Source organism: Pollutibacter soli (assembly GCA_029269725.1).
Lineage (GTDB): Bacteria > Bacteroidota > Bacteroidia > Chitinophagales > Chitinophagaceae > Pollutibacter > Pollutibacter soli.
Map to the genome: position 1 here is coordinate 36,395 of JARJHS010000001.1, position 23,450 is coordinate 59,844.

General features: G+C 42.5%; 22 protein-coding genes. 18 read left to right on the forward strand and 4 right to left on the reverse strand.

Annotated features, from left to right (window positions below):
• Window positions 1–24: 24 nt before the first annotated feature.
• A complete protein-coding gene (gene dacB, locus P2W82_RS00165) occupies window positions 25–1,410 on the forward strand; it encodes a D-alanyl-D-alanine carboxypeptidase/D-alanyl-D-alanine endopeptidase (RefSeq protein ID WP_336513795.1) in 1,386 nt (461 codons plus the stop codon).
• 161 nt (window positions 1,411–1,571) lie between these two features.
• On the opposite strand, the gene P2W82_RS00170 is transcribed toward dacB, so the two are convergent.
• Complete coding sequence (locus tag P2W82_RS00170) at window positions 1,572–1,979, reverse strand: DoxX family protein (protein ID WP_336513796.1); 408 nt, start codon at window positions 1,977–1,979, stop codon at window positions 1,572–1,574.
• Between the two features lie 630 nt (window positions 1,980–2,609).
• On the opposite strand from P2W82_RS00170, the gene P2W82_RS00175 reads away from it, so the two are divergent.
• From P2W82_RS00175 to P2W82_RS00190, 4 genes are all read left to right on the forward strand, one after another.
• On the forward strand, window positions 2,610–5,645 hold the full coding sequence (locus P2W82_RS00175; RefSeq protein WP_336513797.1) for a tetratricopeptide repeat protein: 3,036 nt from the start codon (window positions 2,610–2,612) through the stop codon (window positions 5,643–5,645).
• Window positions 5,646–5,658: 13 nt separating this feature from the next.
• The gene (locus P2W82_RS00180) at window positions 5,659–7,290 is read left to right on the forward strand and encodes a TonB-dependent receptor (RefSeq protein ID WP_336513798.1); all 1,632 of its coding nucleotides are present in this window, start codon (window positions 5,659–5,661) and stop codon (window positions 7,288–7,290) included.
• A 253-nt stretch (window positions 7,291–7,543) separates the two neighbouring features.
• Window positions 7,544–8,209 (forward strand): hypothetical protein, encoded by a 666-nt coding sequence (locus P2W82_RS00185; RefSeq protein ID WP_336513799.1) that lies wholly within the window; start codon window positions 7,544–7,546, stop codon window positions 8,207–8,209.
• A gap of 9 nt (window positions 8,210–8,218) precedes the next feature.
• Window positions 8,219–9,127, forward strand: a complete 909-nt coding sequence (locus P2W82_RS00190) for a class I SAM-dependent methyltransferase (protein WP_336513800.1) — start codon at window positions 8,219–8,221, stop codon at window positions 9,125–9,127.
• Between the two features lie 296 nt (window positions 9,128–9,423).
• On the opposite strand, the gene P2W82_RS00195 is transcribed toward P2W82_RS00190, so the two are convergent.
• The gene (locus P2W82_RS00195) at window positions 9,424–11,022 is read right to left on the reverse strand and encodes a S41 family peptidase (protein ID WP_336513801.1); all 1,599 of its coding nucleotides are present in this window, start codon (window positions 11,020–11,022) and stop codon (window positions 9,424–9,426) included.
• A 57-nt stretch (window positions 11,023–11,079) separates the two neighbouring features.
• On the opposite strand from P2W82_RS00195, the gene P2W82_RS00200 reads away from it, so the two are divergent.
• The 4 genes from P2W82_RS00200 (at window position 11,080) to P2W82_RS00215 (ending at window position 14,854) form a co-directional block, all read left to right on the forward strand.
• Window positions 11,080–11,937, forward strand: a complete 858-nt coding sequence (locus P2W82_RS00200; protein ID WP_336513802.1) for an N-acetylglucosamine kinase — start codon at window positions 11,080–11,082, stop codon at window positions 11,935–11,937.
• Window positions 11,938–12,009: 72 nt separating this feature from the next.
• On the forward strand, window positions 12,010–12,840 hold the full coding sequence (gene murQ, locus P2W82_RS00205) for an N-acetylmuramic acid 6-phosphate etherase (RefSeq protein ID WP_336513803.1): 831 nt from the start codon (window positions 12,010–12,012) through the stop codon (window positions 12,838–12,840).
• A gap of 243 nt (window positions 12,841–13,083) precedes the next feature.
• Entirely contained in the window at window positions 13,084–13,650 is a 567-nt protein-coding gene (locus tag P2W82_RS00210) for a hypothetical protein (RefSeq protein ID WP_336513804.1), read from the forward strand.
• A 133-nt stretch (window positions 13,651–13,783) separates the two neighbouring features.
• Window positions 13,784–14,854, forward strand: a complete 1,071-nt coding sequence (locus P2W82_RS00215; protein ID WP_336513805.1) for a 3-oxoacyl-ACP synthase III family protein — start codon at window positions 13,784–13,786, stop codon at window positions 14,852–14,854.
• 72 nt (window positions 14,855–14,926) lie between these two features.
• On the opposite strand, the gene P2W82_RS00220 is transcribed toward P2W82_RS00215, so the two are convergent.
• Window positions 14,927–15,196 (reverse strand): RNA recognition motif domain-containing protein, encoded by a 270-nt coding sequence (locus P2W82_RS00220; RefSeq protein WP_336513806.1) that lies wholly within the window; start codon window positions 15,194–15,196, stop codon window positions 14,927–14,929.
• 496 nt (window positions 15,197–15,692) lie between these two features.
• Here P2W82_RS00220 and P2W82_RS00225 point away from each other — a divergent pair, with 496 nt between their 5' ends.
• The 7 genes from P2W82_RS00225 to P2W82_RS00255 all read left to right on the forward strand — a co-directional run bounded on the left by P2W82_RS00225 (window position 15,693) and on the right by P2W82_RS00255 (window position 21,184).
• A complete protein-coding gene (locus P2W82_RS00225) occupies window positions 15,693–16,403 on the forward strand; it encodes a succinate dehydrogenase cytochrome b subunit (RefSeq protein ID WP_336513807.1) in 711 nt (236 codons plus the stop codon).
• Between the two features lie 33 nt (window positions 16,404–16,436).
• The gene (locus P2W82_RS00230; RefSeq protein WP_336513808.1) at window positions 16,437–18,410 is read left to right on the forward strand and encodes a fumarate reductase/succinate dehydrogenase flavoprotein subunit; all 1,974 of its coding nucleotides are present in this window, start codon (window positions 16,437–16,439) and stop codon (window positions 18,408–18,410) included.
• A 73-nt stretch (window positions 18,411–18,483) separates the two neighbouring features.
• Window positions 18,484–18,924: a hypothetical protein gene (locus P2W82_RS00235; RefSeq protein WP_336513809.1), complete on the forward strand. Its 441-nt coding sequence runs from the start codon at window positions 18,484–18,486 to the stop codon at window positions 18,922–18,924.
• A complete protein-coding gene (locus P2W82_RS00240) occupies window positions 18,908–19,408 on the forward strand; it encodes a gamma-glutamylcyclotransferase family protein (RefSeq protein WP_336513810.1) in 501 nt (166 codons plus the stop codon). Before P2W82_RS00235 ends, P2W82_RS00240 begins: the two co-directional genes overlap by 17 nt.
• Before the next feature lie 6 nt (window positions 19,409–19,414).
• A complete protein-coding gene (locus P2W82_RS00245; RefSeq protein ID WP_336513811.1) occupies window positions 19,415–20,176 on the forward strand; it encodes a succinate dehydrogenase/fumarate reductase iron-sulfur subunit in 762 nt (253 codons plus the stop codon).
• Window positions 20,177–20,318: 142 nt separating this feature from the next.
• Complete coding sequence (locus tag P2W82_RS00250) at window positions 20,319–20,507, forward strand: hypothetical protein (RefSeq protein WP_336513812.1); 189 nt, start codon at window positions 20,319–20,321, stop codon at window positions 20,505–20,507.
• Window positions 20,508–20,548: 41 nt separating this feature from the next.
• Window positions 20,549–21,184, forward strand: coding sequence for a GGDEF domain-containing protein (locus tag P2W82_RS00255; protein ID WP_336513813.1), 636 nt, complete (start codon window positions 20,549–20,551; stop codon window positions 21,182–21,184).
• Window positions 21,185–21,200: 16 nt separating this feature from the next.
• Here the strand turns inward: P2W82_RS00255 and P2W82_RS00260 are convergent, their stop codons facing one another.
• A complete protein-coding gene (locus P2W82_RS00260; RefSeq protein WP_336513814.1) occupies window positions 21,201–21,329 on the reverse strand; it encodes a hypothetical protein in 129 nt (42 codons plus the stop codon).
• A 317-nt stretch (window positions 21,330–21,646) separates the two neighbouring features.
• Here P2W82_RS00260 and P2W82_RS00265 point away from each other — a divergent pair, with 317 nt between their 5' ends.
• Together P2W82_RS00265 and P2W82_RS00270 are read left to right on the forward strand one after the other, a co-directional pair.
• Window positions 21,647–22,978, forward strand: coding sequence for a glutamate synthase-related protein (locus P2W82_RS00265; protein ID WP_336513815.1), 1,332 nt, complete (start codon window positions 21,647–21,649; stop codon window positions 22,976–22,978).
• A 5-nt stretch (window positions 22,979–22,983) separates the two neighbouring features.
• Entirely contained in the window at window positions 22,984–23,382 is a 399-nt protein-coding gene (locus P2W82_RS00270; RefSeq protein WP_336513816.1) for a GreA/GreB family elongation factor, read from the forward strand.
• The last annotated feature ends 68 nt before the right edge of the window (window positions 23,383–23,450 follow it).

The following is a 23,450-nucleotide window of genomic DNA, read 5'->3' on the forward strand; positions in this document are numbered from 1 at the left end:
ATTTTAGTGCAATCTACAAAGCTTATGCTAAAACTGACTTTTGTTATCTGTAGTTTAATTAGTATATATAGTATCCGGGCGCAGGATATGCGAAGCCGGGTTAATACGCTCGTGTCTGCATTTGAAAAAAGCAGGCAGTTTAAACATGCAATCGTTTCCATATCTATTGCAGAAACTTCAGGGGGTAAGATTGTGTATGAGAAAAACAGTCAATCAGGACTTGCACCTGCCAGCTGTCTTAAAATCTTAACAGCAGCAACGGCATTGGATCTTTTTGGAGAAGATTTCCGGTACCAGACAAAGTTCGGTTATACGGGTACGGTATCAGATGGCATCCTGGATGGAAATATTATCATCACCGGCTCCGGTGACCCAAGCCTGGGTTCGGAGAGGTTTAAAGAGACGCATCCCGATAATATCTGCGGTGAACTTCAGCTGCAGCTAAACAATCGCGGTATTGAATCGGTGAGAGGAGTCTGGCAGACGGATCCCCGGCAGACAACGGATGTTGAAATCCCAGGAGGATGGATATGGGATGATATCGGTAATTATTATGGTGCGGGTTTTTCCGTTTTCAACTGGCATGAAAACAGTTATCGCATTTTCATGAAGCCGGGAAAGAAAGTAGGAGATCCGGTGGTTATCGTTGAAAAACGGCCGCAGAATAATTTTCCCGTCCGCAGTGAAATCACAACGGGAAAAAAGGGTAGCGGAGATAATGCTTATGTGTATTTCAAGCCTGGAACGGACAGCATGATTTATCGCGGAACCGTTCCCTGTTGTATTGATAGTTTTGATATCGATGCCGCGATGCCCGATCCTGCACGTCAGATGATCATGCGGTTATCAACCTGTGTCGGTACCGGCAATAATAAAAAAGAAAACTTACCATTAACTGCAGTTACATCATTTTACACTCATCGATCGCCAACGCTGGCTGAACTCACCAAACCATTTCTTCAAAAGAGTATAAATCTTTATGGAGAATCGTTTCTTCATCTGATCAATACAAAGAACAATTCAAGTGATGCTTCAGGTGATCTGATTTCATTTGTGCAGGAATTCTGGGAGAAGAAGGGAATTGACAAATCGGCGATGCAAATCGAGGATGGAAGTGGGTTATCTCCCGGGAACAGAATAACAACAGACGCCCTTGTTAAAGTTTTACTTTATGCAGGATCGAGACCCTGGTTTAGTAGTTTTTATGATGCTTTGCCGGTGATCAACGGACTCAAAATGAAAAGTGGTTATATAGAGGGAACAAGGTCGTACACAGGATTTATTAAAAGTAAAACTGGAAAAGAATATTGTTTTTCACTGATTGTCAATAATTACGATAAGAGTTTTGCAACTGTTACTGCAAGTATATTTCAGTTGTTGGATCAGTTGAGTAAGTCTGGTCTGGATTGATAATTACCCGGAATAATTTCAAATAAGTCAGCATTTCTATGTGCCTTTGTTTACTATGATTGCTATGTGGTTCAAAAAGAAAGGAGTCATTGTTGAACCACATAGTTAACAATAGGCACATAGGATTAGTCCGAAAATTATCAGGTCGAAAAATCTGCCACCTACTTCCCGGCAATTCCATCCAGGCTCGCCTTCCCGGGACCGCAAAGAAGGATCACAATAAATCCCACGATAAATAAACTTCCATGTTCGCCATCGCCAAAGATAGCACCGCCATGTGCCTGGATAACTGCAACAGAAGTGGAGATAATTAATGGAATCACCGCAAAACGAGTGAATAAGCCCATAATGAGAAATGCAGCGCAGAAGAATTCAGAGAATACAACAAGTCCTAATGAAATGGAAGAACCCATTCCGAGAAAGTTGATAAAGTTTTTCTTGTATTGTGCGAAATGAACCAGCTTATCATATCCATGTGGTATCATCAGTGCACCAAGACCAATACGCAAAATGAACATGGATAAATTAAAAGCCCAATCCTTGTATCCGATATTCATTAATTTTTTCATAGTAGTAATGTTTTGTTTTGGCAGGCAAAGGTAGTAAGAAGTAAGTAGTAAGTAGTAAGTAGTAAGTAGTAAGTATTAACAGCCCGTGCAAGATAATTCAGTGATCGTATAAGGCAGCGGGCAACAGGCAGCAGATCACCGCGATCAACGTTTTAGAAGAGAATACGGAATACGGAATACAGGATACAGGAAGAAAACTGAAAACTGAAAACCGAAAACTGTCAGAGCCTTGCCAGGTTAACTGTATAGTATTTACTGCGTGTTGCTGCTGCCTTTAATAAAATCATTTGATTAGTGTCAACGCCGATATCAGTTTGGTGATTTGAATTTATCTGCTGCCTGCTTACCGCTGCCTCCTAACAACTAACAACTAACAACTAACAACTAACAACTAACAACTAACAACTAACAACTAACAACTAACAACTAACAACTCTTTAACAAAACATTATCCGCCTCCATTAATCCATCCATTTACTTTGCCGTCAATTTATCCACAGCACTGTTAGTATAGTTTTTGCTGGGTGCCATAGTCATAAAGTACTTTCGACGTTGGTTTTAACACAATACTATCATTTTTATTAAAATACGATCTGTACGATGTCGTTACTCCTGCAACATGGTCTTATCATGAAAAGAACATTTTCAATCATTCTCCTTTCCTTTTCGCTTACAGCGAATGCCCAGGAAACAAAGATCTACGACGATCCGCAACAGAAATTCTGGGAAGCAAAAGAATACTTTCAGAAAGAGCAATACAGTCTCGCATACCCGATTTTTAAAGAACTCCGGCAGGATCTGCGAAACATCAATCACGCTACTGAAAGAGCAGTTTCTGCAGAGATTGATTTTTATACGATCGCCTGCGGACTTAAACAAAACGAAGCCACAGCAGCCGAGGCTGCACGTTCATTCATTGCAATGGACCGCAACGATGCACTGAATCAGAAAATGGCTTTTCACCTCGCTGAATACTATTTCCGTCACGAGGATTTAAAGAATGCGCAGGTTTTCTATGAGATGACGGATATCAGTCAGCTGACAAATGATCAGATTGCTGACATGAAATTCCACCAGGCTTATGCTTATTTTACGAACAAGCAATTCGATAAAGCAAAACCATTATTTAACAGTATTCGCAGGCTGGATGATTATCCCGGTAAGGAAGATGCCAATTATTACTATGGTTTCATTTCTTACTATGATAAAAATTTCGGAGAAGCAATGGATGCTTTCCGGAAAGTTGAAAAACATCCGCAGTATGGAAAGGTGGTTCCTTTCTATATTATGAATATTCTATATTTCCAGGGAAAGAAGGATGAGGCTATGCGATATGCCGAAGCAAATGTACGTCAGACCTCATCACTTTATGAATCAGAAATGCAATTGATGTTGGGCCATGTGTACTTTGAGAAAAAAGATTATACAAAGGCATTACCCTACCTGGAGTCAGTAAAGAAAAGCGGTGCAAAGCTTAATCGTGAAACGACATACGAACTCAGTTATAGTTATTATGAAGCGAAGCAGTATGCGAAAGCCGTAGATGGATTCAAACAACTGACAGAAGGAAAGGATTCGCTGAGTCAGAGTGCAATGTACCTATTGGGGGATACCTATCTGAAGTTGGGGCAGAAGTCAAATGCAAGAAACGCGTTTTCATTCTGTGCATCTAACAGCGCTAATCCGCAGCAGAAAGAAATTTCATCCTTTAACTATGCAAAGCTTTCCTACGAGCTCGGTTTCCAGGATATCGCGATCACTGAATTCAAATCATTTTTGACGAAGTATCCCAATTCAGTGTATGCGAAAGAGGCAAGAGAGCTGATGGTGGGATTGCTTGCCGGGACGAATAATTACCGCGAAGCAATGACGCTTCTTGAATCTTTAAAAGAGCCATCTGAAGCAGCGAAAAAATTGTATCACAAAGTAGCGTACGGCCGTGCAATGGAGCTGATGGAAGATCAGAATCTCCGTGGTGCTGAAACGCTGCTGGATAAAGTAATCAAAGATCCCAATGCAGGAAGTCTGGCTTCACCCGCTTTGTTCTGGAAAGGTGAGATCGGGTACAGGCTGGGAAAAACCGACGAATCAATAAAATCTTTACATAGTTATTTGTCTGGTGAAATGGTGTCGATGGGTGAAGCGAATCCGACACACGCAAAATATGATCTGGGGTATGGCTATCTCCGCAAAGAGAATTATGGTGTTGCGCTTGGATTTTTCGAGCAGGTAGCGCGTTCCGTTAAGTTGAATTCTTCTCCGATGGAACAGGATGCATGGCTTCGCGCAGCAGATTGCCATTTCATGACAAAGAATTTTTCCAGAGCAGGATCGATGTATACGCAGGCAATTGATTACTCCTGGCCGGCTGCCGATTATGCAGTCTATCAGAACGCAATGATCGCCGGAATAAAAAGCCCTTCTGAAAAAGTTAATCTGCTGAAGACTTTTGAACGTAGATATCCCGCATCTGAATTAACGCCTGCTGTGCAGATGGAAATTGCTAACACATATTTGTCTGAAGAAAAATACAAAGACGCGATTCCTTATCTCAACCAGGTGATCAAAGCTTCAGGAAATCCGGAAAACGTAAAACCAAAAGCATTGCTTCGTTTGGGTATCGCATATTATAATCTGGATAATAATAAAGAGGCACTTGAAAGCTATAAAAAGCTCGTCTCTCAATATCCTGATGCACCGGAAACGGAATCTGCATTGGAAAGTGCAAAAGCAATTTATGTTGAAGAAGGAAAAACCGGTGACTATGTAGCTTTCCTTCGTTCTACCGGCCGTTCGATTACGCGTAACCAGGAAGATTCACTTTCTTTTGCAGCGGCAGAAGCGAAGTATGCAGGAAACGACCAGGCTGCAGCACTGAATGGTTTCAATCAGTATCTCCAGCAGTTTCCGGAAGGAGAATTTGCCAATGATGCCTGGTTTTACAGAAGTGAAATATACAATACAAAGAAAGACTGGAAAAATGCGGTTGAAGGATATCAGAAAGTTGCTGACCGGGGCACATCCAGGCACGTTGAGAAAGCTGCCTACCAGGCAGCGCGCATAAATTATTTCGAATTACAGAATTACCCGCAGTCAGAAAAGTATTTCGCACTGACTAAATCGGTTAGCAGTGATCGTGAGATCAGGCTGGATGCGATGCGCGGATTATTGAGGAGTCAGTACCAGCAGAAAAAATGGTCAGATGCATCGGAAAATGCGCGTGAACTGATGAAAGAAAAATCCATCAGCGCAGATGATAAAGTGCTGGCGGGAATGGTACAGGCGAAAGCTTTACAGAACGATCAGAAATTCAGTGAGGCAATTCAGCAATTCCGAACCGTTACCGCAGCAAATTCAGGTTCATATGCAGCTGAAGCCAGGTATGAAATTGCATCTTCTTATCTGCTGTTGAATGATCTGAAGAATGCAGAAAAAGCAGCGCTCGAAACAATCAATAAATCCGGGTCTTACGACTTCTGGATAACCAAAGCATATATTTTACTGGGCGAGGTGTACTGGAAGCAGAAAGATTATTTCAATGCAAAAGCTACGCTGCAGAGTGTAGTCGAAAACAGCAAGATTACGGAACTGAAAGAAGAGGCGAATGTGAAACTGGAGCTGGTTACAGAAGATGAGCGTAAATCAAGCAATGTTAAAACCAATTAATTCCCATCGGCACATGTCCATCAGAATAAAATATTTCAGAAAATCGGTTTTGATTATCGCCTCGCTTGCATCTGTAATTGGCGTAAGCGCACAGGATGGTAAAAAACAAACGATCGATATCACCTCGTCATTCAAACCGGTATTGCGCAATGCTGCAAAGTTGAATTTCAATTCATCAACGCCGCCTGCTGATACCAGCCGACCGAGATTGCAATACCAGATCCCGGTACAACCGGTAATGCCGGGCCTGCAACCTATTGCATTGAAACCGCTGGCGATGGAAATCGACAGCAACAGTTCATGGGTGAACAGTAATTATGTGAAGGTTGGTTTTGGTAATCTTACAACACCTTATGTGAAAGCAGGCCTGAGTTTAGGAACGCAGGATACCAGGTTTAATGTTTTTGCTGATCATATTTCATCCCGCGGAAAAATCGATTACCAGGATTATTCACGCACCGGTTTCTCCGGGCATTTCTTTTCGCATGTAGGAAACAACCTGGAGTTTCATGCGAAAGCAGGATTTAACCAGGATCAGTATTACCAATATGGATTTGATCAAAGCGCGCATTCCTTTGCGAAGGAAGACCTGAGGCAACGTTTCACGACAACTTCCGGTGAAGCGGGTCTGAGAAATCTTTCTCCGACGGAATTCGGATTAAGTTTTGCACCGGTGTTAAAAATAAATGGCTTCCGCGATAATAAAGACAACAACGAATTCAATGCGATACTTGATGCTCCTTTAAATAAATCGGTAGGTGATAACATGGCCATCATGTTGGGATTGAGGGCAGATATCACAAGATACCAGCCTGCACAATTGAAATCGATCACAAACAATTTATTCAGCGTTCCTGTATCATTTATTTACAGCAAACCAAATTTGCGTTTACAGGCGGGTGCAGCTCCTGCATGGGACCAGGGCAAGTTTACTCTGCTACCGGATTTCATGGCTGAATTTCCTGTTGCAGATGAAAAATGGATCATACAGGCTGGATGGATCAGTTACTTTGATAAGGGGAACTACAAACGTTTTGCAAGTCTGAATCCTTACCTCAATGCCCCGGATTCATTGCGCAATACAAGGATCACCGAAGTATTTGGAGGATTCAAAGGTGTACTGTTTAGTAAACTTTCCTATAACCTGAAAGTTGGTGGCGTTGAGTTCAGAAATCTCCCCTTGTTCGTCAATGATAAAGTGAGTGGCAAGTCGTTCGACATTTTATTTGAAGAAAAACTTCGGGCATTCAAGTTCCAGGCAGAGTTAGGATATACGCTTGGAGAGAACGTTTCGGTACTCGCTGGTTTGACCCTCTACAATTTTGGAAAACAGGTTTATCAACCAAGACCATGGGGTATAATCCCAACGGAATTTTACACGCACGTGCGCTGGAAAATCATAAAAGATCTCTGGTTCAAAACAGATCTGTTTATGTGGGAAGGCGCGGTATACCAGAAACAGGATAATTCAGCAGACAGGCTCCCCGGGGCTTTTGATCTCAATGCTGGTCTTGAATTCAGGGTGATGAAAAACCTCATGCTCTGGGCACAGTTCAATAATATCACCAACTCAAAATACCAGCGCTGGAGTCAGTATGATGTGTATGGGTTTAATATGCTGGGTGGCGTCACTTTTACGTTTTAGGTTCTAAGTTCTAGGTGATAAGTTAGCTTTTGAGTGTACAATACATATTTGATCTGAAAAACAGATTTGTTTTTAAAGAATCATTTCTGTTACTCAGTGCAAATGCGAATCGTATCTTAAAATTGATAAGTTTACTTACAACCTATAACCTAAAACTTATCACCCACAGGGCATCACTATCCACATCCCGTGTATAATTTTTATGTAATTTTCCGCTGCTGAATCCTATATCTTTGATTCACATCGGTAGATTATGAAGGCAAAAGAGCTGGCTGACCTCCTGCATCATTTTTTTATCCAGAACTCCTCGTTGAGTTTGCCAGGGATCGGGACGTTTGATATGTTCCGGATTTCTGCACAAACGGATTTCGCCAATAAGAAAATCATTCCGCCAACATTCAGCATCAGCTACAATACCAACCAGGATTCTCCCAATAAGGATCTGTTCGATTATGTTTCCAGGAAGAAGAATATTCCCGAATGGGAAGCGATCAAGATGGTGAATGATTTCGCCTTTGATCTGAAAAATTCTTTGAAGAACGGAGAAGAAGTAGAGTGGGAGGGAATCGGGTTATTCAAATCGGGATTGAGCGGTGATATCGTTTTTGAACCTCATCGCCTGTCTTATGAATTCATTCCGCATGTCGGCGCGAGAAGAGTGATCCGCAGAGAAGAGAATCACCAGGTGATGGTGGGTGATCGGCAGCTGAGCAAAGAGGAAATGCAACACCTGCTGGCGCATGAAACAAAAGAAATAAGAGATCGGGAAAGCTGGTGGATCTATGCCGCCATCATTACTGCGATTGCTGTAATACTGATTGCAATACGTTTGTTCACTTCGGATGGAGGATTCGCCACCGGTCGCAAACAACAGATTCGCCCGGAAGACAGTCATTCCACATATTCAAATCTTCCCTAGTCATTGATCATGATCCGATATGAGCGCTGCCCTGTTTGCTCTTCTACCGAAATTTCTACTGAAGGAAATATAACCGACTATTCTGTAACAGGTGAAATTTTCCCGATCTGTAAATGTGCCGCCTGCGAATTGATCTTTACACAAACTGTTCCGGATCCTGCATATATCGGAAGATATTATGCTTCGCAGGATTATATCTCACACTCGGATACACACGAAGGATTTATCAACAGGATGTACCATCGAGTGCGTAAACTCACGCTGGAGACCAAAAGAAAAATCATTACCGATTTTGTACATAAGCAAGCCGGAACCTTACTTGATTATGGTTGTGGCACCGGCGCGTTTTTAAATGAAATGCGCACCTACGGCTGGACGGTAACAGGTCTTGAACCTGACGAAGGCGCAAGAAAGAAAGCGAAACAATTGTACAACCTGGTGATCACTCCCGAAACTGATCTTGCATTACAGAAGGATAAATATTTCGATGCGATCACGCTCTGGCACGTCCTCGAGCACGTGTACGATTTGCACGAAACAGTAAAACATCTCACACGTATTTCCAATCCGAGCGGGAAAATTTTTATTGCTGTTCCGAATTATAAGAGTCGTGATGCAGAAATCTATAAAGAGTTCTGGGCTGCCTGGGATGTACCGCGGCATCTGTACCATTTCTCACCGAAGTCGATTGAAACATTAATGGATGCGCATGACTTTAAAGTGGTGGATACTTTGCCGATGTGGTTCGACAGTTTTTATGTGAGTATGCTGAGCGAGAAGTACAAAAAATCAAAATACCAGATCCCCCGCGCGATCCTCTCCGGTCTGAGATCGAATATCAATGCTTTCTCCAATAAGAATACCTGCAGTTCGCAGATTTATGTTTGTGAACGGAAAACCAAACTGCATTTAAGCTAGCAGTTATAAGTTTTAGGTTGTCGGGTTTTAAGTCACTGGTTGCAGGTGAAACATTCGGCTACTTCGTTGTTACCTCAAAAACACAACGTAATCCTGTTACTGCTTTTTCCTGCAGCCTTCTGCCTGCGTACTCCTGCCTGATAAAGGTCCAACCACAAAGGCCTAGAAGAAGGCACGCAACGGGAATACAAAGAAGTTTTAAGTTGTGATGTCTGCTTGGCATCCTTTGCTGGCTCCTGACTCCCGTATTCTGTATTCTACACGCTCATCATCAGGCTGTTCCTGGTGCCTGATGCCTATTTATTATTGCCTAATATTGCCTCCGCTTTCCTTATCGCCGGATCGCCTTCATTATTCACCACATAATATCCTTCATTACGCCATTGCTGACGTGCCAGCATGCTCTTGAATCGTTTTTTCAGCATCACTGTTTCCTTTTCATTCAGGTTTGGAATGACCAGACTGTCTTTCCTTGCAAAATCAATCAACTGATTGATCGCATCATCACTCACTTCATATTCCTTATTGAACTGAACAGGAGTGGCATACTTCGTGAATTGCGTTTTGTTCGCGATATAATACCAATACGCAAAATTTCCAATTGAATTTTTCCGGTAGAACAAACTAACGGTAGTATCAATGTTCAATGTATCAAATGCAACAAAAACATCCGGTGAAATTCCACCACCGCCATATACTGATTTGCCTGCTGCTGTTTTAAAAGCTTTCCCATTCGCATATACATTACTGTCGGCATTTACAAATGCGCCATGCTGGTAGCGTTCGAGGATTTCATCATGATACTTGTCAATTCCGTCTTCATAAGGTTTCTGGATACTTCTTCCCAATGGAGTATAATAACGGGCAACAGTCAATCGCAAAGCTGCGCCATCTTTCAAACCATATTGTTCCTGTACCAAACCTTTCCCAAAACTGCGGCGACCCACAATGGTTGCACGATCCCAATCCTGCAGCGCACCCGCGAGTACTTCACTTGCAGAAGCTGATCCTTCATTCATCAACAGCACCAGCTTGCCTTCTTCAAATAAACCGGGCCTTCTTCCTTTATACTCTCTTCTCGGACTATGTTTTCCTTCGGTATAAACAATCAGTTTATCTCCGGGTAAAAATTCATCGGCAATTTCTACAGCTTCATCCATGATACCACCACCATTATCTCTTAGATCAAGCACGAGTTCTTTCATCCCTTCTTTCTGGAGCTTCTCCAGGGATGCCATGAATTCCTCATAAGTGCTTTCAGCAAATTTGTTCAAACGGATATAGCCTGTTGTATTGTTCAGCATGTATGCTGCATCGAGGGAATACAAGGGTATGAAACCACGGGTGATAGTAAATGGCATTTTCCGGGCACCACGGAGAATGTTAACCGAAACCTTTGTGCCACGAGGTCCACGTAACAAGCCACGGATTCTGTCGGAGGTAATATTATTTCCGGCAACCACTGAATCACCTACCGTAATTATTCTATCGCCCGGAGAAAGTCCGGCCTGGTCACTGGGCCCACCTTTCAGAACCGTAAGGACATGTACCGTATCCTTAAAAATATTAAACTCAACACCGATGCCTTCAAACCTTCCGGCCAGATCTTCATTGACACCACGTAAATCTTCTGCCGGAATATAGATGGAATGAGGATCCAGTTTGGTCAGCATTTCCTCGATGGCCGTATTTCCAAGCGAATCAACACTCACATTATCAACATAGCGCGCGCGGATAAGATCAAGAACTTCACTCAGTGAACCACGGCTCACATTGCGAAACATATTCCCCGCAATCGGCATATTGGAATGCAACCGATAACCCAGGAATATTCCGACAATAACAGCAAACGCAAACAGCAGGGGTAGTAGGATCTGTAATTTTTTATTCTTCATTGCTTACCTTGTACTCTAATGATAAACACGAAATTGCTGAATTAAGTTGAATATTTTATGCCGGTGGTAAAATTGATAGCGGATAGCGGTTCTACTAAAGCAGAATGGTGCCTGGTCAAAGGAAAATCCAGAAAGACCATATTATCTCATGGGATCAGTCCCTATTTTCTCAATAAGGATCAGATCATACGACTGATCAGTGAAGAGGTGTTACCGTCGATCGAAAAAGATAAGGTGGATGAAGTTTTTTACTATGGTACAGGTTGTTTAAGTAAAACAAATGCGGCAATGGTGAAGTCGGCTTTAAAAGCTGTTTTTCCCGCTGCTTATATCCGCGTAAATCATGACCTGGCTGGTGCGGCTATTTCGGTTTGCGGAAAAGGAAAAGGAGTTGCATGTATCCTCGGCACCGGGTCGAATTCCTGTTATTATAATGGCAATAAGATTGTGAAAAATAGTCCGGGCCTCGGGTATGTGCTCGGAGACGAGGGTAGTGGCGCCTATCTCGGGAAAAAAGTATTGCAATATTATCTGTATAACACTTTTGATGATGAACTGCGCGCTCTTTTCGATGCGAAATATGTGACGACACAATCAGAAATTCTTGATCATGTATATAAACAACCGCTGGCCAACCGCTACCTGGCTTCCTATGCAATGTTTCTCGCAGAAAACCGCGGACATTATATGATCGAGAATATTATAGAAGATGGAATTAATGACTTCTTCTTTCATCACATCTGTAAGTACAGGGAGAGCTGGACTTCACCGATTCATTTTGTAGGAAGCATCGCTTTTGGTTTTGCTGATGTGGTGGAGACATTGTGCAGTAATTATGAATTCAAACTGGGAAAGATTTCACGCAACCCGATGGATGGGTTGGTAGATTATCATATTAAATATGGAAGAGAATGATGTTCAACGTTCAACGTTCAACGTTAAACGTTGAGCGTTGAGCGTTGAACGTTAGACCAAACTAATAATAACATGGCATTAAACGGAGACTCAGCGTTTATAAAGGTGACGGAGCAGGATTCAAAATATCATCACCTGGAAAAGATGAGTGTATATGAATTGCTGACGAATATTAATAAGGAAGATAAGGAGGTACCGCTGGCGGTGGAGAGAGCTATTCCGCAGATTGAAAAACTGGTGAGTGCAGTTGGGGATAAAGTGCTTGCTGGCGGAAGACTTTTTTATATCGGCGCGGGTACCAGCGGAAGACTTGCAGTTGTTGACGCGAGTGAATGTCCACCAACATTTGGCGTGCCTCATGGATTGGTTTTGGGTATAATTGCCGGTGGTGAAAATGCAATGTTCAAAGCTGTTGAATTTGCAGAGGACAGTATAGAAGATGGTTGGAAGGATCTCGAAGCTCATGGTATCAGCTCAAAGGATGTTGTTATCGGAATCGCTGCGAGCGGAACCACACCCTATGTAATCGGAGCACTTGAACAATGCAGGAAACGCGACATCATCACAGGATCCATCACCTGCAATCCGAATGCGCCGGTATCAGCGGTTGCTGAATTTCCGGTGGAAGTAGTTGTTGGTCCCGAGTTCATTACCGGCAGCACAAGAATGAAAAGTGGCACCGCGCAGAAGCTCGTGCTGAATATGATTTCCACTTCAGTAATGATCATGCTGGGTCGTGTGCAGGACAATAAGATGGTACATATGTTGCTGAGTAATGAGAAATTAATTGACCGGGGTGTGCGGATGGTAATGGAAAAACTGACCAATGCAGATTATGCAAAGGCAAAAGAATTATTGCTTCTGCATGGAAGTGTTAAGAGAGCCATCGAGGCAGGCGTTTGAAGAAGAAAGAGGTAATTTTGGGGCAATAGTGAGAAGGCAATAGGAAGAATACAGAATACATAATTCAGAATCGGGATATAGGTAAATTTCGAAAACTGAAAACTGGAAAAACAGAACAGTAACTTCCTTTGAACTTTGAACCGGCTGTTTGAACGAACAACGAACAACGAACAACGAACAACGAACAACGAACAACTGGCTGTTTCTGACAACTACAATGAACAATGAACTATGAACTAGCAAATGCACGACATCGAACCATATTACAACTGGCGGCATTTATATATGTCGGAAGAAGACGAGCGATCGCCGTTCTATGGTCGCGAGTATAGTGAATTTGAATTTACTCAGACCGTTTATAATTATTTTATCCATCCTCAGTGGGATGAATTTGGATCACGCACACTTTACCTGAAATTACTTTTTGTCGACTACGAACAGGGATTTGCGATCATCGAGCTGATAGGAGAGTGGAACGATGCTATTGAAAATGATATCATGACACTCAAGCGTGAGATCATTGATAAACTCATTTCCGAGGGAATTTATAAATATATCCTGATCTGCGAGAACGTGATGAATTTTCATAGCTCGGATTCGAGTTATTATGAAGAATGGATTGATGATATCAAAGATGAAGGGGGCTGGATCGTGATGATCGATATGCCGGAACAAAGTCAGTATGATTTTCACCGGGCGCATATTGACCGGTATGTCGAATTTCTTTCTGTGCAACAATGGAGAACAATGCAACCCATGCATCTTTTTTCTGCTATCGATAATAAAATGCTTCGGCGTTTGCAAAGCTGAGATGAAAGTATTTGTTACGGCTTTTAACTTTTCAGACTTGAAATTAAATCGTAGATTGTTGACACTCTTCTAAAGCACATAGCGTTTTTCCGCATTCGCCATGAACCTTGCCGAAAAAGGAAGAACTAAGAATATGCTCAATACCGTTATTACGGGCACCGGCGCTTTTATTCCTGAAACCGTACAATTCAATACAGATTTCCTGAAAGATGTTTTTTACGAAGCGAACGGTTCTCCAATTTTAAATACCACTGCCGTCACTATCACCAAATTTCATAAAGTTACCGGCATTCGTGAGCGCAGGTATCTTACAGCCGATATTTGTACATCCGACATGGCAGCAGAAGCTGCCAGGAAAGCAATTGAAAATGCCAGCTGTGATCCGGAATCTTTGGATCAGATTATATTGGCGCATAATTTCGGCGACATATCTCCTGAATCAAATCAATCCAGGATCGTACCTTCCTTAGCATCAAGAGTAAAACATCTTCTCGGAATTCGTAATCCCGATTGCGTAGCCTACGACATTATATTTGGTTGCCCTGGTTGGCTGCAGGGGTTTATACAGGCGCATTCATTTTTATCTTCCGGAATGGCAAAGCGTATTTTATTGATCGGTGCAGAGTCCCTTTCACGTGTAATTGATCGAACTGATCGTGACAGTATGATATTTGCTGACGGAGCAGGTGCCTGTATTCTTGAATATAAAGAAAATTTAAGTGGAAGCGGTGTTCTCGGATTTTGTTCTCAGTCGCATTCAGGCGAAATATTTGATTCAATCAGCATGGGAAAATCTTATGGTCCGGAGAATGGTGCGGAAAAGCTTTTCCTGAAGATGAAAGGGCGCAAGGTCTATGAATTTGCCATCCGGCATGTCCCGCAGGCAATGAAAAAGTGCCTTGAAATAAGCAGAGTCGATATCTCCGAAATCAGGAAGATTTTCCTCCACCAGGCAAATGAAAAAATGGATGAAGAAATTCTGAGAAGATTTTACGAATTATATGGCATCAGGGAACCGGCATATAATGTTATGCCCATGAGTATTCATTGGCTGGGCAATAGTTCGGTTGCCACAATTCCTACCCTTTATGACCTGGTAAGCCGTGGTGAAATACCGGAACACAAATTACATGAAGGCGATGCGGTTTTATTCGCATCTGTTGGAGCTGGAATGAACATCAATGCGTTGTGTTATCGTATATAATACATGCATCCATAAAAAAACCGGAAGCCGACGGGTATCGCTGACTTCCGGATTTATGTAATGTGCAATTTTTCAGAAACGACTTTTGAAATTAGATTTTGGCTTTTCCCTGGCTTCCGCTACAGAAATTTGCCTGCCACTTAATTCCTGACCATCGATACTTTTAATTGCAGTTTCAGCGTCTGCTTTCGACTCCATATCAACAAATCCAAAGCCGCGGCTGGACCCGGTATCTCTATCCATTATAATTTTTACGGATGTCACAGGTCCGAAGGGTTCAAATAATTTCCTTAATTCAGATTCGCTTGTCTGGTAACCCAGATTTGATACATACAAATTCATGTTATAAAAATTGAAGTGATGAGAATCAGACAAAAACCCGCAGCGATTAGAACAGAGAAGAAGAAAATGTTACCGGCACCAGGAGTAAAAATTTTACTGGTCAGTCTGAAAGTTGAAGTGTAATTGCCTGGTTAAATATAGGTTTAATTAATCCAACCAGCGGATTTTTTTGCAGACCTGCTGAAATCGCTATCCTCTCTCAGAAAAAATCATCAACATCATCTGTGATAATATTGGCGACAAGATGATAGCGTGCTAAATAGCATTAGAATATTCTGAGAATCCATCTTCAATAAATTCAGAACAGATTTTAAAACTCCGGTATATCGACTTCTGTTGACTCCATAAAACTAATCGCATTGCGTCTTTTCGCAGTTTTTATTGGAAACAACGTTCGTCAACTGTCTGCTTTCTGCCGTCTACCGTCTAAAAAAAACTACTATTTTCGGCCATTGTGATTTAATTTTGCATATTAGTTCCAAAACGCAACCCAGCTATGAAGTGGAAACAGGTATTTGCCTCTTCAATCGGTAAGAAGATCATAATGGCGCTTACCGGTCTTTTTCTGATCACCTTTCTCGTTGTTCATGCTTACGTTAATGCCAATGTACTCTTTACCAATGGTGAAGAGAATTTTAACCGGGCCGCTCATTTTATGGGCTCCAACATCATTATTCGGATAGCTGAGATCGGGCTTTTTGCCGGTATCATTTTACATGTTGTACAAGGCTATATGTTTGAAATTTCCAATCGCGGAAAGCGTGCAAACAAATATGCTGTAAAAGCAGGAAATGCCACGAGTACATGGTATTCCCGCTCCATGGCCCTGCTGGGTACATTGATTCTGTTATTCCTGATTGTACATATCGCCCAGTTCTGGGTCCCTTCCCGCTTTGGTGGATTGGAAGAAGTAACTTACGATGGAAACTTATACCACAACCTGTACGCAAGAATGAAAGCCGTTTTCTCACAGGAATGGGTAATCGCTCTTTATCTGTTAGGTTGTTTCTCACTGGCCTGGCACTTGCTGCATGGTTTCCAGAGCGCATTCCAGACCATGGGATGGAACGATAAAAAATATTTCCCGGTAATCAGACAGGTAGGTGCCTGGTTCTCAGTGATTGTACCACTGATCTTTGCACTGATGCCGTTATTTATGTATTTCGGATGGGAAATTCCTTCCGGAGGTCTGACATTCTTATTCTAAAAAAGGTTCGCGAACCATTATACAATTTGCAATATGCTTGACGCAAAAATTCCTGCGGGTCCGCTTGAAAATAAATGGGAAGACTATAAGGCACATGTGCGTTTGGTAAACCCCGCGAATAAACGAAAACTGGAGGTTATTATCGTTGGCACCGGTCTTGCCGGCGCTTCTGCTGCAGCAAGTCTTGGAGAGCTGGGATATAAGGTGAAAGCTTTTTGCTTCCAGGATTCGCCGAGGCGTGCACACTCGATCGCTGCACAGGGGGGGATCAATGCTGCAAAAAACTATCAGAATGACGGTGACTCTGTATTCCGTTTATTTTATGATACCTTAAAAGGAGGGGATTACCGCGCGCGTGAAGGAAATGTATATCGTCTCGCTGAAGTCAGTGCAAATATCATCGATCAGTGTGTAGCACAGGGTGTTCCTTTTGCCCGCGAATATGGCGGATTACTATCCAACCGTTCATTCGGTGGAACACAGGTACAAAGAACTTTTTATGCTGCCGGGCAAACAGGGCAGCAATTACTGATAGGCGCCTACCAGGCCCTGGAGCGCCAGGTGGCACTCGGGATGGTTGAAATGTATTCCCGGCACGAGATGCTGGAAATCGTAATGGTTGAAGGCAAGGCGCGTGGTATCATCGCCCGCAATCTGGTGACCGGCGAACTCGAACGCCATTTCGGTCACGCGGTATTGCTATGTACCGGCGGGTACGGCAACGTATTTTATCTTTCTACCAATGCCATGGGCTCTAATGTAACTGCAGCCTGGAAAGCGCATAAAAAAGGTGCCTATTTTGGGAACCCTTGTTTCACGCAGATACATCCTACCTGTATCCCGGTAAGTGGTGATCATCAGAGTAAGCTTACGCTGATGTCAGAATCTTTGAGGAATGATGGTCGTATCTGGGTTCCGAAAAAGCAAAATGATAATCGTCCGCCGGCACAGATACCTGAAGAAGAAAGGGATTATTATCTCGAAAGAAGATATCCCGCTTTTGGTAATCTCGTTCCGCGGGATGTGGCATCGAGAGCAGCAAAAGAACGATGTGATGCGGGTTATGGCGTAGGTACTTCGAAACAGGCGGTATATCTTGATTATGCCGCAGCTATCCAACGGTATGGCAAGGCCGAAGTCAATAAAAGAAATCTCAGCAACGCATCCGCAGAAGATATTACTAACCTCGGTAAGGATGTCGTTAAAGAAAAATACGGGAACCTTTTTGATATGTATGGCAAGATCACGGGAGAGAATCCGTATGAAGTGCCGATGCGTATCTATCCGGCGGTGCATTACACCATGGGAGGGCTATGGGTAGATTATGAATTGATGACATCAGTAAAAGGGTTGTACGCGCTGGGAGAAGCAAACTTCAGTGATCATGGTGCAAACCGCCTGGGGGCATCTGCGCTCATGCAAGGTCTTGCTGACGGGTATTTTGTAATTCCGTACACGCTTGGAAATTATCTGGCTGATGAGATCAGTACCAAACCCATTCCGACAACTGATCCTGCTTTTGTGCAGGCAGAAAAGGAGGTGGAAGACAGGATCAACAGGTTGATGAATGTCAAAGGAAAACAGACTGTTGAGAGTTTTCATAAGCGTCTCGGAAAGATCATGTGGGATAAATGCGGAATGGCTCGCAATGCGGAAGGCTTGCGCCAGGCGATACAGGAAATTCGCGCGCTGAAAAAAGAATTCTGGAGCGACGTAAAAATTCCGGGTTCAATTAAAGAAATGAACACTGAACTGGATAAAGCAGGTCGTGTGGCTGACTTTATTGAACTGGGCGAATTGATGTGTCTTGATGCTTTGGAAAGAAATGAAAGCTGCGGAGGTCATTTCCGTGAAGAATCGCAGACACCGGATGGCGAAGCACTGAGGCATGATGACAGGTACATGTATGTGGCTGCATGGGAACTGCTGGGCGACAGCGACTGGAAGCTGCATATGGAACCCTTGAATTATGAGGTGGTGAAACCGAGCCAGAGGAGTTATAAATAGGGACGAGGCAGGAGTTTGGAGGCGGGAGAGAACAGCCAACGTTGAACGTTCAACGCAAAACGGAAAACGCACTATGGAAACGTTTCAGATCATACAAATCACATTCTGGGCGGTAACAGCCCTGGGAGTTTGGCTGACCTGGCAAACGTTCAACGCTAACCGAAAAATCAGGCGTGCAGAGTGGCTGAAGAGTTTGTACGAAAAGTTCTATGAAAATGATCAGTACAAATCCGTGAGGCGATGGATTGATTTTGATACGCTTTCCAGCGAATTGAAGCATGATGGCAGTCACGAAAAAGAAGAGAAGCTGAGTGATTTTCTGAATTTCTTTGAGTTCATCGCTACGCTGGAAAAAATGAAGCAGCTGAGTGTAATGGAGATACAGGATTTATTTTCCTATTATCTCACCAGGATCAGGAGTTCGGAAGTGTGTATGAACTACCTGCAGGTGTACGAATTCAGGAACCTGGAAAAACTCTTGTATAAGTCGTTCAACAGTGTCAAAAAAAGCTAATCCATACTATCTTTTCGTATATGGAACCCTTCGACAGGGAGTATCAGTTCCTTTTAAAAAGAAGATTGAAGAAGAGATGGAGTTTGTGGGGAAGTCGCAGATCACGGGAAAGTTATATGATATAGGGGACTACCCGGGAGCAGTAAAAGAAAAAGAGAAACAGAAAACGGAAACAGATGGTAGAGACAACACACGCGTTGTCCTGGGAAAACAGAAAACAGAAACAGGTAGGAGCGTGATTAAGGGCGAAGTGATTAAAATCAATAACCCTAGAAAAGTGATGGCGTTGCTGGACGAGTATGAGGGTTACAATCCAAAGAAGGCAAAAACATCAGAATATTTAAGAGAGAAAGAGCAGGTGAAGCTGGAAGATGGGAAAGAAGTGGAAGCCTGGGTGTACTGGTACAATTTACCGGTGGAGGGCAAACGAAGAATCCGGCACCGCGATTATCTCGATTATCTAAAAAAGAAAAAACCGGCATAAGCGAATATGGAGCATTATCACATGAACCTCACACTCAAAGTGTGGCGCCAGAAAAACAGTCAGACCCCAGGGAATTTCGAGACCTACAACGTCAACGATGTTTCTTCAGAGATGTCTTTTCTTGAAATGTTTGACGTGCTCAATGAACGACTCATTTCAGAAGGAAAAGAACCGGTGACTTTTGATCATGATTGCCGCGAAGGCATTTGCGGTGCATGTTCAATGGTTATCGATGGTCGCGCACATGGTCCATGGGGTGGTACTACCACCTGCCAGCTGCATATGCGTGCGTTCAAGAATGGTGACACAATTGTTGTGGAGCCGTTCCGTGCAAATGCTTTTCCGGTGATCAAGGATCTCATGGTGGATAGATCTGCCTTTGACAGGATCATCCAGGCTGGTGGGTTTATTTCCGTGAATACAGGTAATGCTGTAGACGGTAATGCCATTCCGATTGACAAAGATGATGCAGACAAAGCATTCGCTGCTGCGGCCTGTATCGGTTGCGGTGCATGCGTTGCGGCTTGTAAAAATTCTTCCGCCATGTTGTTTGTATCTGCAAAGGTTTCCCACCTCGCGCTTTTGCCACAGGGAAAACCGGAAGAGAAACAACGCGCGCTTCAGATGATAACGCAGATGGACAAAGAAGGTTTCGGCGGATGTACAAATACTTATGCATGTGAAGCTGAATGCCCGAAAGAAATTTCAGTGATGAATATCGCGCGTTTGAACAGGCAGTTTTTGAAAGCAAGTATCGAAGAAGAATAGGTTCATGGCCTTGAATGTTTGAAACATTGCTTTTTCAATAAGCTCGCGTATTTTCTTCGGATGTCAATCTCAACAGATTTGTTGTACCCGATGAAGGGGGATTTATTTTATCTGCAATTTGCGGAAGAAAAATCGGTTGAACATGCCAGGTCCAAAACCAATTGGCATAGAGCTTAAATTTGGCCTGATCATCGGGCTGATAGTAGTTTCAACTGCTGTTATCGGCATTTTTGCAAAATGGGCTGAATTTTATACATTGTTTGCTCCTGATGGTGTATTGCTCAACTGGGGTTTTGTTTTCTTCATCTTAAAAAAGACCGCGACAATTTAAGAGACGCGTTAAAGATTTCTGAAAATGAGCGCCTCACCAATGTGATCACCGGTATTCCCAATAGCCGGAGCCTGGAAAAAGATATCAATGATTTTTTCTCAGCCAACAGGTCCGCAAAAAAAATGCAGTTCATCTTTATTGATCTGAAGGATTTCAGAAAAGTGAATAGCAGATTTGGATTTAATAAAACAAATGATTTACTGCGTGCGATTGCACAAACCATTTATAAGCGAATGCGGAGAAATGAGGATATGTATAAATATTCCATCGGTGATAAAATTCAATCTGAGAATTTTTATCGTGTCTATCCAGGTGGAGATGAGTTTGTGTTTATTATTGAAGGTGACCAGGCTGATGCTCTTGGTTTTACAAACAGACTGGTATATCAGTTCCAGGAACTTTCAAAGAAGACTGTTCAGATTTTAGGAGAACACGTGTATCTTTCTTTTCATTGTGCAGTGGTTGAACTTGATCCGCGCGATTCTTTTACTGATATTTTCCGTAAAGCAGAAGACTGCTATCGTATTGCCAAAGAGGGAGGCGAAGCATTTACTATTTGTTGGCATCCCAATACTATCGAGTTTCTATTGTCAAAAGATCCAAAGAAAAAAGCTGAATACGATAGAACGAGAAGCATTTTTGAAGTAATGACAATAATTGATAAAGACTACGGATAGCTTTTGCTCTTAAAATTCACTTTCGGGAAGTTTTCCAAAATAAATCGCCCAGGTATCCGATACTTGCAAGTATCGGATACCTGGTGAAATTTTTTGTAATTGCAAAGTTCGCCATTTCAAGCGCTGCACGATTAGTATTTTTCACGGAATTGAAGAGAATTTTCTTTTTTAATTTGTTGCATTAAATGATGATTGCGTTCATTTTTATCATTCGTTAAACAAATGGCAATTAGACCATTCTAATTTCTCTCCTCCGATTTTCGTTTTACATTCGTTGAACATGCATTCATCTTCACCCATATACTTCATTTCTTTATATGCAAACTTTCGTTGTGCAACGGGTGCTGTATTTCAGTTTTATCCCACACTGAAAGCCTTCGATGCTTAAACCCGGGATTGATTTTGTTTAGTCACCCGGGTGGTATCCACTAACATTTATTCAGTAGTATTAAATCAAATGACATGTTCCGAAATCTTAAACAGATTTCGCCGGGCGCTGCTATTATTTTAATGCTTGTGTTAATCAATGCAATCATCCTGAAATATAGCTTGACCGGCGAATTCAATATATACTGGCTTCTTTTCATCACAGTACCCTTACTGATCGCAGCGATTATGCTGATGAAATATGAACTGTTTTTTACACCGCAAATCAGCACGACATCAATCGATAAAAATGCGGGATCTGTTTTGGTTTATCGTTCAGATGCCGAGAAGCAGAACGATGCTTTTGATCTATATGGACACCGTGGTTGGTCCGGCGATCAATGGCAGTCTTATCCAATACGGTCACAGCGTTTTACAGGAGACGATTTACGCGTGACTGTCGGGAATGATCAATGTCAGCAGCCCTATTCTGCAAGTATTCTCAATATAGGCGCCAAACATCGCGGGATTTACAGTGAGGCGATTTTCGAGGCCCTGAACATGGGTGCCCGTGAAGGCAATTTTGCTCAGCATACGGGTGACTTCCGTATCGAATCCCGGCATTTGAAAGGAGGAGATTTGATTTGGCAGGTAAGCGCAGATAATGCTGAATGCTGTGATGAAAATGACCATTTCGATTTCAGGAAATTCAGAGCAATTGCAGGAAAACCCGAAGTGAAAATGATTGAATTGAAGTTGTCGGCTTGTAAAAACAGTGAAGGCTCTGCATTCAGAACTGCAGAAGGAGCTTTATTATTCCTGCAATCGATACGTGAGGGTTCTTCAGGTAAGCCTGTCGGAATCCGAACAAGCGTAGAATGTAAAAAGGATTTTTTTGAAATATGTTATTCCATACACAGGACGGGAATAGTGCCGGATTTTATTACGATTGAAGGTGGATATGACTTCAGACAAACACCGATTAAATTTTTAAAACATCATTCGATGCCCTTATACGAAGCAATCGCTTTTGTATCAAAAACCATTGAGCATTATCGCTTAAAGCACCGGATAAGAATTTTTGTTGACGGGGAATTTAGAAATGGATTCGAAGTAATTAAAGTATTGTCCCTGGGAGCGGATGCATGTTACGGTTCAGGTACGATGATGCTGGCGGCAGATGATATCCAGATGTTGCGGTATCATTTACCTGTCATTGCCGATTCAAAATCCTGTGTTGCAAATTTCCACGGTGAAGTCATCAAGGAAACAAAAAGTCTCATGGACGCATTTGGATTCGAAAAGCTTGATGAGATTTCTGTGTCCGCTTTTCTTGGAAAACTAAACCAACCGCGTGCATTTAGTTCAAAACTGGTAAATGTTACAGGTCAAACCAAAAACAGATTTTATAACCTCGAAATAAATTAACGATTATGGATACAGTAAAAACTAAACTTCTTTTAAAGAGGTTCGACTATGAATTGCTGATGAAGTACATATATGAAAGACTCACACCGTTTTCTGATGATTATCGCAATGCAACTCAACTCTATGAGGAATTGATGGAAGCCGAAATTGCTGAAGAAGATGATGCAATCCACAATGATGTGGTGCAACTCAATTCCAACGTAACAGTTGAAGATCAGAAGTCAGGAAAACAGATGAAATTCAAAATCGTTCTGCCATCGCAGGCGAATGTGGGGCAGGGACGGTTATCGATATTTTCTCCCTTGGGAATAGCGCTTATGGGGTACCGGAAGGGGCAGCTGGTGACCTGGAAAATGCCTTCGGGTGCCAGGGAGTTTTTCATCCGCGATGCATTTCCAGGATGATTGTTTTGTTTTGCTTTTTGATGTTTGCGGCAGCATCCTTCGGGATGCTGCTTTTTCATTGAACAAAA